The 15,345-nt window shown below is 75.0% G+C and carries 14 protein-coding genes; 8 read left to right on the top strand and 6 right to left on the bottom strand.

The window, feature by feature from the left end:
- The first annotated feature begins 136 nt into the window (after nt 1-136).
- The 6 genes from pdhA (at nt 137) to IEY75_RS14845 (ending at nt 8,497) form a co-directional block, all read left to right on the top strand.
- Nucleotides 137-1,306, top strand: a complete 1,170-nt coding sequence (gene pdhA, locus IEY75_RS14870) for a pyruvate dehydrogenase (acetyl-transferring) E1 component subunit alpha (RefSeq protein ID WP_189114944.1) — start codon at nt 137-139, stop codon at nt 1,304-1,306.
- Nucleotides 1,306-2,295, top strand: a complete 990-nt coding sequence (locus IEY75_RS14865; RefSeq protein WP_189114943.1) for an alpha-ketoacid dehydrogenase subunit beta — start codon at nt 1,306-1,308, stop codon at nt 2,293-2,295. The genes pdhA and IEY75_RS14865 overlap by 1 nt, the downstream gene beginning before the upstream one ends.
- Before the next feature lie 4 nt (nt 2,296-2,299).
- Nucleotides 2,300-3,799 (top strand): dihydrolipoamide acetyltransferase family protein, encoded by a 1,500-nt coding sequence (locus IEY75_RS14860; RefSeq protein ID WP_189114942.1) that lies wholly within the window; start codon nt 2,300-2,302, stop codon nt 3,797-3,799.
- 322 nt (nt 3,800-4,121) lie between these two features.
- Nucleotides 4,122-4,259 (top strand): hypothetical protein, encoded by a 138-nt coding sequence (locus tag IEY75_RS14855; RefSeq protein ID WP_189114941.1) that lies wholly within the window; start codon nt 4,122-4,124, stop codon nt 4,257-4,259.
- A 333-nt stretch (nt 4,260-4,592) separates the two neighbouring features.
- On the top strand, nt 4,593-6,650 hold the full coding sequence (locus tag IEY75_RS14850) for a hypothetical protein (RefSeq protein WP_189114940.1): 2,058 nt from the start codon (nt 4,593-4,595) through the stop codon (nt 6,648-6,650).
- A gap of 2 nt (nt 6,651-6,652) precedes the next feature.
- Complete coding sequence (locus IEY75_RS14845; protein WP_189114939.1) at nt 6,653-8,497, top strand: NHL domain-containing thioredoxin family protein; 1,845 nt, start codon at nt 6,653-6,655, stop codon at nt 8,495-8,497.
- A gap of 23 nt (nt 8,498-8,520) precedes the next feature.
- Here IEY75_RS14845 and IEY75_RS14840 read toward each other — a convergent pair whose 3' ends face one another.
- Nucleotides 8,521-8,754 (bottom strand): DUF6458 family protein, encoded by a 234-nt coding sequence (locus tag IEY75_RS14840; RefSeq protein ID WP_189114938.1) that lies wholly within the window; start codon nt 8,752-8,754, stop codon nt 8,521-8,523.
- A 123-nt stretch (nt 8,755-8,877) separates the two neighbouring features.
- On the opposite strand from IEY75_RS14840, the gene IEY75_RS14835 reads away from it, so the two are divergent.
- Nucleotides 8,878-9,372: a SixA phosphatase family protein gene (locus tag IEY75_RS14835; protein ID WP_189114937.1), complete on the top strand. Its 495-nt coding sequence runs from the start codon at nt 8,878-8,880 to the stop codon at nt 9,370-9,372.
- Between the two features lie 45 nt (nt 9,373-9,417).
- Here the strand turns inward: IEY75_RS14835 and IEY75_RS14830 are convergent, their stop codons facing one another.
- From IEY75_RS14830 to IEY75_RS14820, 3 genes are all read right to left on the bottom strand, one after another.
- Nucleotides 9,418-9,702, bottom strand: coding sequence for a DUF6458 family protein (locus IEY75_RS14830; RefSeq protein WP_189114936.1), 285 nt, complete (start codon nt 9,700-9,702; stop codon nt 9,418-9,420).
- Nucleotides 9,703-9,843: 141 nt separating this feature from the next.
- Nucleotides 9,844-11,697: an acyl-CoA dehydrogenase gene (locus IEY75_RS14825; protein WP_189114935.1), complete on the bottom strand. Its 1,854-nt coding sequence runs from the start codon at nt 11,695-11,697 to the stop codon at nt 9,844-9,846.
- A gap of 271 nt (nt 11,698-11,968) precedes the next feature.
- Nucleotides 11,969-13,102: a PP2C family protein-serine/threonine phosphatase gene (locus IEY75_RS14820; protein WP_189114934.1), complete on the bottom strand. Its 1,134-nt coding sequence runs from the start codon at nt 13,100-13,102 to the stop codon at nt 11,969-11,971.
- 334 nt (nt 13,103-13,436) lie between these two features.
- Here IEY75_RS14820 and IEY75_RS14815 point away from each other — a divergent pair, with 334 nt between their 5' ends.
- The gene (locus IEY75_RS14815) at nt 13,437-14,564 is read left to right on the top strand and encodes a right-handed parallel beta-helix repeat-containing protein (RefSeq protein WP_229789724.1); all 1,128 of its coding nucleotides are present in this window, start codon (nt 13,437-13,439) and stop codon (nt 14,562-14,564) included.
- Nucleotides 14,565-14,616: 52 nt separating this feature from the next.
- Here the strand turns inward: IEY75_RS14815 and IEY75_RS14810 are convergent, their stop codons facing one another.
- Nucleotides 14,617-14,961, bottom strand: coding sequence for an MmcQ/YjbR family DNA-binding protein (locus IEY75_RS14810; protein WP_189114932.1), 345 nt, complete (start codon nt 14,959-14,961; stop codon nt 14,617-14,619).
- 78 nt (nt 14,962-15,039) lie between these two features.
- A complete protein-coding gene (locus tag IEY75_RS14805; RefSeq protein ID WP_189114931.1) occupies nt 15,040-15,336 on the bottom strand; it encodes a hypothetical protein in 297 nt (98 codons plus the stop codon).
- Nucleotides 15,337-15,345: the final 9 nt, after the last annotated feature.

Genomic DNA, 15,345 nt, shown 5'->3' with positions numbered 1-15,345 from the left:
CCCGCGGGGCGCCCGGCGACACAGATACGCGCGCGTACGCGCGCGGGGCCGGGGAGTTGTGCGCGGCGATCCGCCGCCACGCGGACCGTACGCGGTCGGGACAACCCCGCTGCCGCAACGCAGACAGGAGAGACGCATGGCGAAGGGCGAGGCTGCCCGACCGCAGCGCACGTCCCGGCGCAAGGCCGGGGCGGGCACCCCGGCGGGCCCGGACATGGTGCAGCTGCTCACCCCCGAGGGCGAGCGCATCGAGAGGTCCACGGGCGCCAACGGCGTGGAGTACTCGGTCGACTTCTCCGACGAGGAGTACCGCGGGCTCTACCGCGACCTGGCGATCGTCCGCAAGCTGGACATCGAGGCCAACGCGCTCTGCCGCCAGGGGGAGCTGAGCATCTGGGCCAGCCTGGCCGGCCAGGAGGCCGCGCAGGTGGGCGCCGGCCGGGCGATGCGGCCGCAGGACATGGCGTTCCCGACGTACCGGGAGCACGGCGTCCTCTACTGCCGGGGCATCGACCCGATCATGCCGCTGAGCCTGTTCCGCGGCGTGGACCAGGGCGGCTGGGACTCGGACAAGTACAAGTTCAACATGTACACGATCGTCATCGGCGCCCAGAGCCTGCACGGCACCGGCTACGCCATGGGGATCAACTTCGACGGCAAGGTCGGCACCTCCGACGGCGAGGCCGTCATGGCGTTCATGGGCGACGGCGCCACCAGCCAGGGCGACGTGCACGAGTCGATGGTCTACGCGGGCGTCTTCAACGCCCCGATCGTCTTCTTCGTGCAGAACAACCAGTTCGCCATCTCCGAGCCGCTGGAGCGGCAGACCCGGGTGCCGCTGTACCAGCGCAGCAGCGGGTACGGCTTCCCCGGCGTCCGGGTGGACGGCAACGACGTGCTGGCCTCGTACGCGGTCGCCAAGCACGCCATGGACCACGCCCGCACCGGCAACGGCCCCATGCTGGTCGAGGCCTACACCTACCGGATGGGCCCGCACACCACCACCGACGACCCGACGCGCTACCGCGAGTCGGCGGAGCTGGAGGAGTGGAAGGCCAAGGACCCGATCCTGCGGATGCGCAGCTTCCTGGAGAAGCAGAAGGTCGCCGACGACGCGTTCTTCGCCTCGGTCGACGCCGACGCCCAGGAGATCGCCACCGACCTGCGCGACCGGGTGCTCGCCATGCCCAACCCGCAGCCGGTCAGCCTGTTCGACAACGTCTATCCGCACGGCTCGCCGCTGGTCGACGCCCAGCGGGCGGAGTTCACGACGTACCACGCCTCGTTCGAGGGGAGCGCCCACTGATGGCGATCGAGACCATGACCATCGGCAAGGCGATCACCGCCGGCCTGCGCAAGGCGCTGGAGAACGACCCCCGGGTCCTTCTCATGGGCGAGGACATCGGCAAGCTCGGCGGCGTCTTCCGCATCACCGACGGCCTCCAGAAGGACTTCGGCGAGAACCGGGTCATCGACTCGCCGCTGGCCGAGGCCGGCATCGTCGGCACCTGCGTGGGCCTGGCGATCCGGGGCTTCCGGCCGGTCGTCGAGATCCAGTTCGACGGCTTCGTGTACCCGGCGTACGACCAGATCGTCTGCCAGGTGGCCAAGATGCACTACCGCTCGCGCGGCAACGTGAAGATCCCGATGGTCATCCGCATCCCGTTCGGCGGCGGCATCGGCGCGGTGGAGCACCACTCGGAGTCGCCCGAGGGCTACTTCGCGCACACCGCCGGCCTGAAGGTGATCTCGGTGGCGACGCCGAGCGACGCGTACTGGGGCATCCAGCAGGCGGTCGCCAGCGACGACCCGATCGTCTTCTTCGAGCCCAAGCGCCGGTACTACGAGAAGGGCGAGGTCGACACCTCGCTGACCGTCGCCACCGCCCCCGCGATGCACCGCGCGCGGGTCCTGCGCGAAGGCACCGACGCCACGCTGATCGCGTACGGCCCGATGGTCCGCACCGCCCTGGACGCCGCCAACGCGGCGGCCGAGGACGGCCGCAGCATCGAGGTCATCGACCTGCGCTCGATCTCGCCGATCGACATCGCCACGGTCACCGCGTCGGTCCGCAAGACCGGCCGCGCGGTCGTCGTGCACGAGGCGCCGAGCGAGGTCAGCGTCTCCTCCGAGCTGGCCGCCCGGATCACCGAGGAGTGCTTCTACTCCCTGGAGGCCCCGGTCCTGCGCGTGACCGGCTACGACACCCCCTACCCGGCCGCCCGGGTGGAGGAGGAGTACCTGCCCGACCTGGACCGCGTGCTCGACGGTGTCGACCGCGCCTTCGGATGGTGAGCTGATGTCCCGCATCAAGGAGTTCCCGCTCCCCGACCTGGCCGAGGGCCTCACCGAGGGTGAGATCCTGACCTGGTACGTCAAGGTGGGCGACGCGATCGCCCTGAACCAGCCCATGGTCGAGGTCGAGACCGCCAAGGCGGCGGTGGAGATCCCGGCGAAGTGGGCGGGCCGCGTGCACGCCATCCACTTCCCGGAGGGCACCACGGTCGAGGTCGGTACGTCGATCATCGCGATCGACACCGAGCCCGACGGCGCCCCGCTGGAGGCGCCGGCCACGGCCGACGCGCCGCTGGACGCCGCGCCCGCGCCGGCCGGCCAGGGCTTCCAGGAGCCCGGTACGACCACGCCGGCCGCCAGTGCCGGGGGCCGCAGCGCCGGGTACGCCGGCACCGGGTTCAGCGAGCCGGGCCTCACGGCCCAGGAGCCGGACACCGGCGGGCCGATGCTGGTCGGCACCGGTCCCAAGATCGGCTCGACCAAGCGCCGGGCGCGCAAGGGCGGCACCCCGGCGGTCGCCGCGGCGCCGGTCCCGGCGGCGGCGCCGGTCGCGGCACCGCCCGTCGCGGCGCCCACCCGGCCGGCCGCGCCGCCGGCCGGTCCGGCCGCCAACGGCACGGGCGTGCTGGCCAAGCCGCCGGTGCGCAAGCTCGCCAAGGACCTCGGCGTGGACCTGCGCGGGCTGACCGGCTCGGGCCCCCGGGGCTCGATCACCCGGGACGACGTGCAGGCCGCCCTGGCCGGGGTGAGCGCCGCGCCGGCGAGCCTGCCGGCGGCCGCCGCGACGGCGCCGTCCTTCGGGCCGGACCGCGAGCAGCGGATCCCGGTCAAGGGCGTGCGGAAGCTGACCGCGGAGAACATGGTCTCCTCGGCGTTCACCGCGCCGCACGTCACCGAGTTCCTCACGGTCGACGTGACCCGCGCGATGGCCGCGCTGGACCGGCTCAAGGCCCGCCGCGACTGGCGGGACGTCCGGGTCTCGCCGCTGCTGCTGGTGGCGAAGGCCATGCTCATGGCGGCGGCGCGCAACCCGATGGTCAACGCCACGTTCACCGACTCCGAGATCATCGTCAAGGAGTACGTGAACCTCGGCATCGCGGCGGCGACGCCGCGGGGCCTGATGGTGCCCAACGTCAAGGACGCCGGCCGGCTCTCCCTGCGGGAGCTGGCGGACGCCCTCAACGACCTGGTCAGGACTGCCAAGGACGGCAAGACTGCCCCGGCCGACATGTCCGGCGGCACCATGACGATCACCAACGTCGGGGTGTTCGGCGTCGACACCGGTACCCCGATCCTGCCCCCGGGCGAGTCGGCGATCCTGTGCCTGGGCGCGATCCGGGACATGCCGTGGGTGCACGAGGGCGAGATCGCGATCCGCAAGGTCACGACGCTCGGCCTCTCGTTCGACCACCGGATCATCGACGGCGAGCTGGGCTCGATGTTCCTGCGGGACATCGGCGAGTTCCTGGCCGACCCGGAGGCCGCGCTCCTGGCCTGGGGCTGAGCCGACACCGCACGGAGCGTGGGGGCGGGGTGACTGAGGTCACCCCGCCCCCACGCGCGTCAGGACCGGCTCCCCGTACGCCGGGCACCTCCCTGTCCGCCAGCGCGGCCGATCGGACCAAACAGAACAAAACGGTCCGAGAAAGACGGGGTCCGCGGATTGGCTGTGACTCAGGAAACATTGGTGAACCCCGTCGTTCACCTTCGATATGTAGGCCAGTGGCGGGGCTCACCTAAGAATCGATGGCGGCGGGCCGACTGTTTGCGGTTGAATACAGGGGCAGCACCGAGCCCCACACCGCCACGGAAGGGAATCCACCGCCATGAGCATGATCACTCGACTCCGGGACCGTCGGCAGGCGCACCGGCGCGGCCGCGCCATCGAGCGGGCGCTGGAGAACGCCAAGACCCCCGCCCTGAAGCACGAGATCCAGACGCTGGTCGCCCGTCACCTGCGGTGACACCCGTGGGACCGTCGGATCCCGCGCCGCCCGCGGCGGCCGATTCTCCGCAGTACACAGCACGACCAGACCCGGTCGGGGATTCCCCGGCCGGGTCGTCTCGTTTCCCGACCCGGTGACACCTGAATTCCCCGAACCGGTGACGCCCGGTACGGTGTGATGTACCGCCCTACGGCGCGGCGCGGTGCGGAACCCGTCCGCCCGACGCGGCGCGGACGGCCGAAATGGGCCTATCGGCGAACCCCCATTCCGCACGATTCGGGGGTACCGTCGCCCTCGAATCCCCGGCATCCCCGCCAGTGGATCGCGGCCGTCAGCGATGGAGGAGGTCCGATGGCGTCCGAGAGTCCGCACGATCCGACCACGGGTCGGACCCGGGTCGAGCACGGCGGCGCCGTCGCGGAGGCCGACGCGCGGCCGGGGGAGCCGGCCGCCTTCGCCGCGTTCACCTCCCCGTCACCCTCCGTGACGCGTACGTCCAGCTTCGAGCCGATCGGCCCGCCGCCGACCACGGTGCCCTTCCCGGCCGAGGACACCGGCGTCCTCCCGCCACTGTCGCACCACGCCGGTCCCGCGGACCGCGCCGCGGCGGCGCCCGACGACCGCCCGGCGCCTGCCGCGCCGTCCGCCCCCGAGTTCCGCGCGCCCGCCGGCCCGTACCCGGCCGGCGGCGACCCCCTGCCCACCCGGCAGCCCGCCTACGGTGCCCCGACCGACCCGTACGCGCCGGCCCGCGCTGCCGGTACCCGGCCCGACGGCGAGATCACCGGCAGCTTCTCCGGCTTCACCCCGGTGACCGCCCAGCGGGACCTGCCGGCGCCCGTCCCCGCCCAGCGCCACGCCGGGACCGGGTGGTTCCACGGCGACGAGCCCGAGCCGCCGGCCCGACGGGAGACGCCGGGCCGGGTCTACGGCCGCACCCCCGCCCCCGTGCCCGACCACACCCCGGCCACCCACACCCCGGCCGACCACGCGTTGGCCGACCGCGTCCCGGCCGACCGCGCCAGAGCCGACCGCGCCCCAGGCGAGACCGCTTCAGCCGAGAACGCCCCGGCGAACCCGTGGGCGCCGCCCGCGCGGACCGCCGCGGCACCGCCGGCACCCACGCGCCAGCCCCACGCCCCGGCCACCCCGCCGCAGGACCCGGGCCGGCCGCAGGGCACCCCGCATCCGCACGGCTCGCCCGTCCCGCAGGGGCAGAGCCGGCTGTACGGTGCCGGCGCGCCGGCCGCGGCCGGCGAGACCACTTCCCCGGCGGGCTGGCCCGGCGGGCTGGACGGCTGGCGCGACGCCCCGGCCCACCCCGGTACACCGGCCCGCCCCGACGCACCCGCCCACCCGGGCACGGCAGCGCCCCAGGGCACGGCGGCGCACCAGGGCACGGCGGCGCACCAGGGCACGGCGGCGCACCAGGGTGAAGCCGGGCACCCGGGCGCAGCCGCCGGTCCAGGCCGACCCGCGGCCGACCCCGGCGCACCGGTGCCCGCCCGGCGCGGGGACACCGGTGCCGCTTGGCGCACGCAGCCCGGACCGGCCCCGGCCACCCCCGCCCGCGCGGCCACCGACGACCCCGACGACTTCGCCGCGCACGCGCGCCTCGACACCCAGGCGTACCCGACCGTGCCGCCGATGGGCGCGCGCCACCCGCAGGGGCAGCGCACCGTGGGTACGACCACCACGTACGGCGGCGCCTCCCACCAGCCACCCGCGGCCGCCCCGCACCCGGGCCCCCCGCACCCGGCGACCCCGCACGCCGCCGCCCCGCACGCCACCACCCCGGAGGCGGCCGCCCACGCCGACGCCGCGCCGCAGGCCATGTCGGCGTACGGCGGGGCCACCGCCTACGCGGGCCTGGCCGGTCCGGCGGAGTCCGACGGCGGGCGTTCCGCGGCCGCGGCCACCACCGCGACGATGCCGGCCCCGACGGCCAGGGCCACCACGAGGGCGATGCCGGGCCAGGCGGTCACGCCGACGGTACCGGCGCACCCGGCCGCGCCCGCCCAGGCGCCCGCCTCCGCCCCGACCGGCCCGGTCGGCGTACCGGCGCCGGTCGAGGACCCCGCGGACCACGCGCCGGCCGACGAGGCACCCGCGCCCCAGGTACGCAACGGCCGGGTCCTGCTCGCCGTGCTCGGGGCCGCGGTCCTGCTGCTCGTGGTGCCGTTCGTCGCGATCTGGGCCCTGACCCCCGAGGACGAGTACGCCGTCGGGCGCTGCGTCAAGCAGTCCGGTGAGCTGGCCTCGCCCGTCCTGTGCACCGAGCCCGGCGCGTTCCAGATCAGCCAGCGGGTCAACGAGCGGGCCCAGTGCGTCGACAAGGCGCAGCCGGCCGCGGTCCTGGAGAAGCGGCGGCCGGCGCTGGTCCTCTGCCTCAGGTCCCCGGCGGCGTAGCCGTGGGCGCGCCGTCCGTCCGGGCCCCCGAACTGCGCGGCCGCGCCTGGCTGAACACCGGCGGCCGCGACCTGAGCCTGGCCGCGCTGCGCGGCAGGATCGTCGTCCTCGACTTCTGGACGTTCTGCTGCGTGAACTGCCTGCACGTCCTCGACGAACTGCGTCCGCTGGAGGAGCGCTACGCCGACGTCCTCGTGGTCGTCGGGGTGCACTCGCCCAAGTTCGCCCACGAGCGCGACCCGGCGGCGGTGGCCGCGGCGGTGGAGCGGTACGGCGTGACGCACCCCGTGCTCGACGACCCGGACCTGATCACCTGGGGGCGGTACGCGGCGAAGGCGTGGCCGACGCTGGCCGTGGTGGACCCGGCCGGCCGCCTCGTGGCGACCATGGCCGGCGAGGGGCACGCCGAGGGGCTGGCGCGGCTGGTCGACGAGCTGGTGGCGGTACACGGGGCGCAGGGCACCCTGCGCCGCGGCGACGGCCCGTACGTCCCGCCCCCGCCGGCCGCGACGACACTGCGCTTCCCCGGCAAGGCGGTGGCCACGCCCGACGGCGGGTTCCTGGTCAGCGACACCGCCCGGCACCGGATCGTCGGGCTGGCCGCCGACGGCGAGACGGTCACCCGGGTGATCGGCGACGGCACCGCCGGCCACGCGGACGGCCCCGCGGACGCTGCCCGGTTCCGGGAGCCGCAGGGCCTGTGCGCGCTGCCCGCCGACCGCGCGGCGGCCCTCGGCTACGACCTGGTGGTCGCCGACACGGTGAACCACCGCCTGCGCGCGGTGCGCCTCGCCGACGGCGCGGTGTGGACGCTCGCCGGTACGGGCCGGCAGTGGCGGGCCGGCACGGCCGCCCCGCCCGACGCCGGCGCGGAGGCGTCCACGCTGGACCTCTCGTCCCCGTGGGACGTCGCCTGGTACCAGGACCGGATCATCGTCGCGATGGCCGGCATCCACCAGCTCTGGTGGTACGACCCCGACTCGGGGCGCGCGGGGGTGTACGCCGGCACCACGGTCGAGGCGCTGCGCGACGGACCGCTGCCGGACGTGTGGCTGGCCCAGCCCTCCGGGCTCGCCCCGTCGCCCGACGGGACGCGGCTGTGGCTGGTGGACAGCGAGACGAGCGCGCTGCGGTACGTCGCCGACGGCGCGCTGCACACGGTCGTCGGCCAGGGGCTGTTCGACTTCGGGCACGCCGACGGCCCGGCCGGCCAGGCGCTGCTGCAGCACCCGCTCGGGCTGTGCCCGATGCCGGACGGGACGGTCCTGGTCGCCGACACCTACAACGGCGCGGTCCGCCGGTACGATCCGGCGACCGACACGGTCGACACCGTCGACACCGGACTCGCCGAGCCCAGCGACGTGCTCGTCGCCGCCGACGGCGCGGTCGTCGTGGTGGAGTCCGCCGCCCACCGGCTGACCCGCCTCGCCGCGACCCCGGCGCCCGGGGCGGCCCACGACACCCGGCACCGCACGGAGCGGCCGGCCACGCCGGTCGCCGCCGGTACCGTCACGCTGCGCGTGGTGTTCACCCCGGCGCCCGGCCAGAAGCTCGACGACGCGTACGGCCCGCCGACCCGCCTGGAGATCACCGCCTCCCCGGCCGCGCTGCTGCTGGACGGTGCCGGCGTCGGCACCGACCTGCACCGCCAGCTCACGCTCAACCCCGACGTGCCGGGCGGCGTGCTCCAGGTCGTCGCGCAAGCGGCCACCTGCGACGCCGACGCCGCGCACGCGGCCTGCCACCTGGTCCGCCAGGACTGGGGGGTCCCGGTGCGCGTCGACGGCGACGGCGAGCGCGAGGTCGCGCTGATCCTGCGCGGCATCGACGACCCGGGCGGCGGCTGACGACCAAAGCGGCGACCGACCGACTAGAGCGGCGGCTCCTGGACCTCGGTCTGCTGCACGACCCGACCCCGGCCGCCGGTGGCGACGGTGGTGCGGCTGCGCCGGCTGTAGACCAGGGTGAGCACGAGGCCGGCGATGCCGGCGAGCATGAGGACCCACCCGACGGTGTTGATGTCGACCCAGCCGAGCCGGAAGTCGACCGCGAAACTGAGGATCGCGCCGACCGCGATCAGAAAGATACTTCCGCCGATGCCCATGATTCCTCTACCTCCGGGGTGCGGCGCCCGCGAGGGTGGCGGGCGCGACCTGCCGCCGGTCCGCGGCCAGGTCCACCGATCTCTTACCCGACGGCGCGCGGCCCAATCAGGCAAGCTGTGCGGGTGACCGAGACGACGCTCGTACTGCTCCGCCACGCCAAGGCCGCACAGACGGACGAAGGCGAAGATATCGACCGCCCGCTGACGACCCGGGGCCACGGCGACGCCGCCGCGGCCGGTGCCTGGCTGCTGCGCCGGGGGCTGGTCCCCGCCCACGTGCTGTGCTCGCCGGCCCGGCGGACGCGGCAGACCTGGCACGCGGTCGCGGTGGCGCTCGCCGAGGCGGCCCAGCCGGCGGCGGCCTACCGCGCGGAGATCTACGACTCGACGCCGGGCACGCTGCTGTCCCTGCTCCAGGAGCTGCCGGACGACGCGGGCACGGTACTGCTGATCGGCCACAACCCGACCGTCACCGGCCTGTCGGCCCTGCTGGCGCCGTCGTCGGCGACGCCGGCCCTGCGGACGGCCGGGATCGCGGTCCACCGGCCGCGCGTCCCGTGGTCCCGGCTCGGCCCGGGCGACGCCGCCCTGGCGGAGCTGTACACCGCCCGCGGCTGACCGGCCCGGCGACCTGCGCCCGGTACGCCACCAGCGCGCCGCCGGCTACGGCTCCAGGGGCGGGCGCAGGTGGCTGGCGATCGGCTCCGGGTCGACCACGGCGTGGCCGTGGGCGATCCGGGTCTCCTGGAGCACGGACTTGTCGGCTCCGGTGGCCGGCCGGCGCCGCCGCGACATGAGGTACCAGACGGTCAGCAGCACCGTGGTGAGGCCGGTCAGGATGAACACCCAGCCGGTGACCCGCAGGTCGATGAAGTCCACGTCGACCTTGATGGCGTACGCGAGAATCGCGCCCACCGCGATGAGGAAAATACCTCCACCGATTCCCATATCGCACTCCTTCACCTGATAAACCAGGATAACTCGGCCTGGCCTACCGGGCGTCGGGCAAAGCGAGAATGTGCGGCGTGCGCCACACGCAAACGGAGAATCGGCGCCCAAGGCCGCCCTCGGACACCGATTCCCCCACCGTCAGAAGGCGTCGTCGGACAGCTCCATGGGGTCGGCCACGGCCAGCTCCATGACCCGGGAGTCGGCCGCCAGGCGGGGCAGCACCTCCCCGGCGAAGAACCGGGCGGCGGCCACCTTCCCCTCGTAGAACGCCACGTCCGCGGGCGCGCACCCGGCCGACAGCGCGGCCAGCGCCACCTCAGCCTGCCGCGCGAGCAGCCAGCCGACCACCACGTCGCCCGCGGCCAGCAGGAACCGCCGGCTGTGCAGACCGACAAGGTAGAGAGCGGCGGCGTCCCCCTCCTCGGCCTCGCCGAGCCAGCCGGTCAGCGTCTCGGCCATGCCCTGGAGGGCGGCGAGCGCGTCGCCGAGGCGCAGCCGGACGTCCTTGAGGCGGCCGTTGCCGGCCTCGGCGGCCAGGAACGCCTGGATCTCCCCGGCCACGGTGAGCAGCGCCCTGCCGCCGTCCTTGACGATCTTGCGGAACAGGAAGTCGAGGCTCTGGATGGCCGTGGTGCCCTCGTACAGCGTGTCGATCTTCGCGTCCCGCACGTACTGCTCGATCGGGTAGTCCTGGAGGAAGCCCGACCCGCCGAACGTCTGGAGCGACTCGTGCCCGAGCAGCTCGTACGCCCGCTCCGAGCCGCAGCCCTTGACCAGCGGCAGCAGCAGGTCGTTCACCCGCGCCGCGCGGCGGGCGGCGCGGGCGTCGCCGGCCGCCTCGGCCAGCGCGACGGCGTCCTGCCACTGCGCCGTGTAGAGCACGAGCGCGCGCAGGCCCTCGGCGTACGACTTCTGGAGCAGCAGCGAGCGCCGGACGTCCGGGTGCCGGATGATCGGCACCCGCGGCGCGGTCTTGTCGGCGGCCCGGGTGAGGTCGGCGCCCTGGACCCGCGCGCGGGCGTAGTCGAGGGCGTTGAGGTAGCCGGTGGACAGCGTCGCCATGGCCTTCGTACCGACCAGCATTCGCGCGTTCTCGATGATGCGGAACATCTGCCGGATGCCGTCGTGCACGTCGCCGAGCAGCCAGCCGACCGCCGGGACCCCCTGCTCGCCGAACGTCAGCTCGCAGGTGTTGGAGACCTTGATCCCCATCTTGTGCTCGACGTTGGTGGCGTACACCCCGTTGCGCGCGCCGAGCGCGCCGGTCTCCGGGTCGAAGTGGTACTTCGGCACCACGAACAGCGATAGCCCCTTGGTACCGGGCCCGCCCGCGCCCTCGACGCCGACCGGCCGGGCCAGGACATAGTGGACGATGTTGTCGGTGAGGTCGTGCTCGCCGGAGGTGATGAAGCGCTTCACGCCCTCCAGGTGCCACGACCCGTCGGCCTGCGGGACGGCCCGGGTGCGGCCGGCGCCGACGTCGGAGCCGGCGTCGGGCTCGGTCAGCACCATGGTGGAGCCCCACCCGCGGTCGAGGAACAGGCGGGCCCAGCGCCGCTGCTCGTCCGTGCCCTCCTCGTGCAGGACCTGGGCGAACGACGGGCCGGACGCGTACATCCACACCGCCGGGTTGGCGCCGAGCACCAGTTCGGCGACGGCCCACTGGAGCGTGCGGGGGGCCAGGGTGCCGCCCAGCTCCGGGGACAGGTGCAGGCGCCAGAACTCGGCGTCCATGTAGGCGTGGTACGCGGACTTGAACGCCGCGGGGAGGGGGGCGGTGTGCGTGGCCGGGTCGAAGACCGGCGGGTGCCGGTCGGCCTCGGCGAAGCTGGGGGCCAGGTCCTCCCGGGCCAGCCGGTCGACCTCGGCGAGCACGTCGCGGGCGGTACCGGCGTCGATGTCGGCGTAGGGCCCGGTGCCGTAGGCGGCGTCACCCAGGACCTCGAACAGGTTGAACTGAAGGTCACGCAGGTTGCTGCGGTAGTGACTCACCTTGACACCTCCGGTCGGGCGCGCGCGGTTACTGGCCAGTAACTACACTGTACCTACTGTCCGGTAACTCCCACAACGGTCTGTCGGCGGACCGCGCCTCGTCATATCGGCCAGCCGGACGGCGACGCCATGCCTCCGGTAAAGGTCACACCTGTTGCCGGGCGCGACAAGGGCAGTCGTCGGCCGAAAAGGCCCACCGCGGTCGCACTCGACCGTCGCCGCCGAGCCCCGGCCGCCGAGCCCCGGGCGCCGCACCGCGGCCGCGGTGCGGTCAGAGGGCGGGGGCCTCGACCTCCCAGCTCGGCACCTGCGGCACCGGCGTCGTCGACTGCGGCCCGACGTACTCCAGGAGCACCAGGGCGATGTCGTCGTCGAGCTGTCCGCGGACCCACTCCACCAGCGCCGACTCCAGCGACGCCAGCCCGTCGCCGACCGTCCCGTGGCCGAGCAGCCGCCACGCCCGTTCGGCGGTGGGGAAGAACTCGCCGTCGCGGCGGGCCTCGCCGAGCCCGTCGGTGAACAGCAGCAGCCGGTCACCCGGCTCCAGCCGCTCCACCCGCGGCTTCACCACCGGCATGAAGCCCAGCGGCGGCGCGGGCGACGGCGGATCCAGGGTGATCACCTGACCGCGGCGCAGGAGCAGCGGCGGCGGGTGCCCGCAGTTCACGATCGTCAGGGTGCCGCCGCGCTCCTCGACCAGCGCCGCGGTCACGAAGTCCTCGTCGCCCACCGAGCGGGCCACCGCGCGGTCCAGGTCCGAGACGATCGCGCGCAGGTCGGCCCGCTCGTAGGCGACGTGCCGGTACGAGCCCAGCACGATGCTCGCCAGCCGGACCGCGTCCAGGCCCTTGCCGCGCACGTCGCCGATGATGATCCGCGCCCCGTACGGCGTGTCCAGCGCCTCGTACAGGTCGCCGCCGATGTCGGCCGCCGCCGTCGCCGAGATGTACCGCCCGGCCACCGGCAGCATCCCGATCTGCGGGCCCAGCGGGCGCAGGACCGCCTGCTGCGCGACCGACGCGAGCCGGGTCAGCTCCGCGATGCGGACCGTCTGCCGCTCGCGGATCGTGGCCACCCCCGCCGCGACGCCCGTCGACGCGATGATCCCCAGTACGTTGATCACCGCGGTCTGCGACGCGAACACGCCGGTCCCCATCGCGAACACGATGCCCAGGACGCTGGCCAGCACGCCCACCGACAGCACCACCGGCCAGGCCGCGAACGCCGCCGCGAGGAACGGCGCCGCGGCCAGCAACCCGACGTAGTTGGCGTCCGTGCCGTCGGCCAGCTCGACCACGCAGACCAGCGCGACCAGCACGAAGGCCGCGCCGAGGCCGGCGCGGGAACCAGAACTGAGCGGGCGACGGCCCGGGCGTGGGATTCGCATGGTTATCGCGTTCAGCATGCCTGATCGACGCTCCGCACAGAATGAGGTTGGCTCCCCGACCGCCGCGATTTGCCTGCCCGGTTTCGCCGGGTCGTGGCAAGGATGAGCGGGTACGGCCTGTCGGTCGCCGGCCGTCCACCGCGCGGCCGTCTGCCGTCGGCCGACCGGCCAGCTCCGGCCGCTGCGCGGCCCACCCCCCAGCGCACCCCGCCCCGCCCCCTCCCGCCGGCCTCCCGCGCGCGCCGGGAGTCGCCCCGACCGGCCGCCGCGCGGCCGCGCCATCGGCTGCCGTCACTGTGCCGGCAACCGGCCGGACAGCATACGGCCACCTCCACAGTGGTGACCGACGTCCATGGCCGGTCGTTGGACCGGTGTGTCCGCAACGCCCCCGCCCGCGCGCACCGAGCGGGTACTCGCCACCCGCATGCCCCTGCCCGCGGTCGCCGCCATCAGCGTCATCGCCGCGGCCGCCGTCGCCGTCGCGCTGCTGGCGGTGGTCCGGCCCCCCGCGCCGGCCCCGGCGCCGTTCCTGGCCGCGCCCGCCGCCGCCCCGGCCGCCGATTCGCCCGCGCCCCGCCGGGCGGCGGCCTGCCCGGCGGCCACCGTGCGCGTCGCCGGCCCCGGCCAGCTCGCCGCCGCGCTCGCCGCGGCCGGGCCCGGCACCGCGATCCGGCTGGCCGACGGCGTGTACCGCGGCCGGTTCCTGCTGCGCGCCTCGGGTACGCCCGCGGCGCCGCTGTTCGTCTGCGGCGGCCCCGGGGCCGTCCTCGACGGCGGCGGGCGCCCGCACGGCCGGGTCCTGCACCTGGCCGGCGCCTCCTTCGTCCGGCTGGTCGGCTTCACCGTCCGCAACGGCGGGACCGGCCTGCTGGTGGACCGCGGCCGCCGCGTCGTCGTCCAGGGGCTGACCGTCGAGCAGGTCGGCGAGACCGCCGTCCACCTGCGCCACGGCGCCACCGACAACCTGGTCGCGGGCAACACCCTGCGGGCCACCGGCCTGCGCCGGCCGGCCGGCGGCGCGGGCGTCACCGTCGGCTCGGCCGCCGGCCACTGGTGCGCCGTGTCGGCCTGCCTGCCCGACGCCTGCGACCGCAACGTGATCCGGGACAACCGGATCTCGGCCACCACCACCGAGGCGGTCGTGGCCCGCGAGGGTACGTCGGGCGGCCGGATCGCCGGCAACACCTTCGACGGCTCGCGGCTCACCGGCGCGTACGCCGACGCGTGGGTGACGGTCCGCGGCAACGGCTGGGAGGTCCGCGGCAACCGCGGGCAGCTCTCCCACGGCGACGGCTTCCGGGCTGGCCAGGTCGTCGGGGGCTGGGGGCGGGGCAACGTGTTCGCCGGCAACACCGCCCAGGTCGACGGGCCGGGGTGGGGCTTCCACGTGGCGCCCGGCCTGGACAACCACGTGCTGTGCGACAACGCCTCGACCGGCGCGCGCAAGGGCCTGTCCAACGTCACCTGTCAGCCGGCCTGACCACCGGCGCCGGCCGCCGCGGCGCGGCCGGCGGGTCAGGCGGGGCGACGGGTCAGGCGGGGCGACGGGCGCGGGGCAACCTGGCCACCACCGCCTCGTACGAGGCGTCGACCGCCTCGCGCAGCTCGGCCGCCGGGATCGGCCCGTCGAGCTGGAGGCTGTTCCAGCCGTACCGGGCCAGGTACGGCATCGGCCGCGCCGCCTCCGGGTACCGCAGCAGCCACTCGTCGGCGACCGCGCGGTCCGGCCCGCACTTGACCCCGACCGTCGGCGCCCCGGACCCCAGGAAAGCGAAGATCCTGTCACCGACCTTGGCGACCAGGTCGCCCTCCCAGGGCTCGTCCTGCCAGGCGCCCGGCTTGGCCAGGCAGTACCGCAGCAGCGCGGCGGCGTCCACGGGTCCTCCTCGGCGAAAGGGGATGCCGCCGCCCCCGGCTGGCGGGTCCGGGGGCGGCGGCGGGGGTGTGCGTCCGGTTCAGCGCGACGTCAGCGAGCGCACCGACACCATCAGGGTGCCGTTCGGGCTCTCGATCGCGATCTCCTGCGGGTCGCCGTCCACCGGGAAGGTGGCCTCGACCTGGTACGGGAAGTGGCCGACGGCCGGGGACTGCTGGCCCTGCACCCGGAACGGCGGCGGGGTCACCGGCTCGGCGTCGGCGCTGACGATCGCGATGTCGGTCACCCCGTCCTCGTGGCCGGAAGCCTCGATGGTCAGCGTTCCGGCCCGGTAGGTGGCGCTGACGTCCTCGGGGGTCAGGATCACGGTCTGCATGTGCTCTCT

Origin of the sequence: Pilimelia terevasa (assembly GCF_014647915.1) — a bacterium.
GTDB lineage: Bacteria > Actinomycetota > Actinomycetes > Mycobacteriales > Micromonosporaceae > Pilimelia > Pilimelia terevasa.
This window is presented reverse-complemented; position numbering and strand designations above follow the sequence as displayed.

Coding starts and splice junctions, on each gene's coding strand:
- IEY75_RS14865 (WP_189114943.1), top strand. CDS start 1,306: ATGGCGATCGAGACCATGACCATCGGCAAGGCGATCACCGCCGGCCTG.
- IEY75_RS14820 (WP_189114934.1), bottom strand. CDS start 13,102: ATGCTGAACGCGATAACCATGCGAATCCCACGCCCGGGCCGTCGCCCG.
- IEY75_RS14830 (WP_189114936.1), bottom strand. CDS start 9,702: ATGGGAATCGGTGGAGGTATTTTCCTCATCGCGGTGGGCGCGATTCTC.
- IEY75_RS14805 (WP_189114931.1), bottom strand. CDS start 15,336: ATGCAGACCGTGATCCTGACCCCCGAGGACGTCAGCGCCACCTACCGG.
- IEY75_RS14815 (WP_229789724.1), top strand. CDS start 13,437: ATGGCCGGTCGTTGGACCGGTGTGTCCGCAACGCCCCCGCCCGCGCGC.
- IEY75_RS14860 (WP_189114942.1), top strand. CDS start 2,300: ATGTCCCGCATCAAGGAGTTCCCGCTCCCCGACCTGGCCGAGGGCCTC.
- IEY75_RS14840 (WP_189114938.1), bottom strand. CDS start 8,754: ATGGGCATCGGCGGAAGTATCTTTCTGATCGCGGTCGGCGCGATCCTC.
- IEY75_RS14850 (WP_189114940.1), top strand. CDS start 4,593: ATGGCGTCCGAGAGTCCGCACGATCCGACCACGGGTCGGACCCGGGTC.
- IEY75_RS14855 (WP_189114941.1), top strand. CDS start 4,122: ATGAGCATGATCACTCGACTCCGGGACCGTCGGCAGGCGCACCGGCGC.
- pdhA (WP_189114944.1), top strand. CDS start 137: ATGGCGAAGGGCGAGGCTGCCCGACCGCAGCGCACGTCCCGGCGCAAG.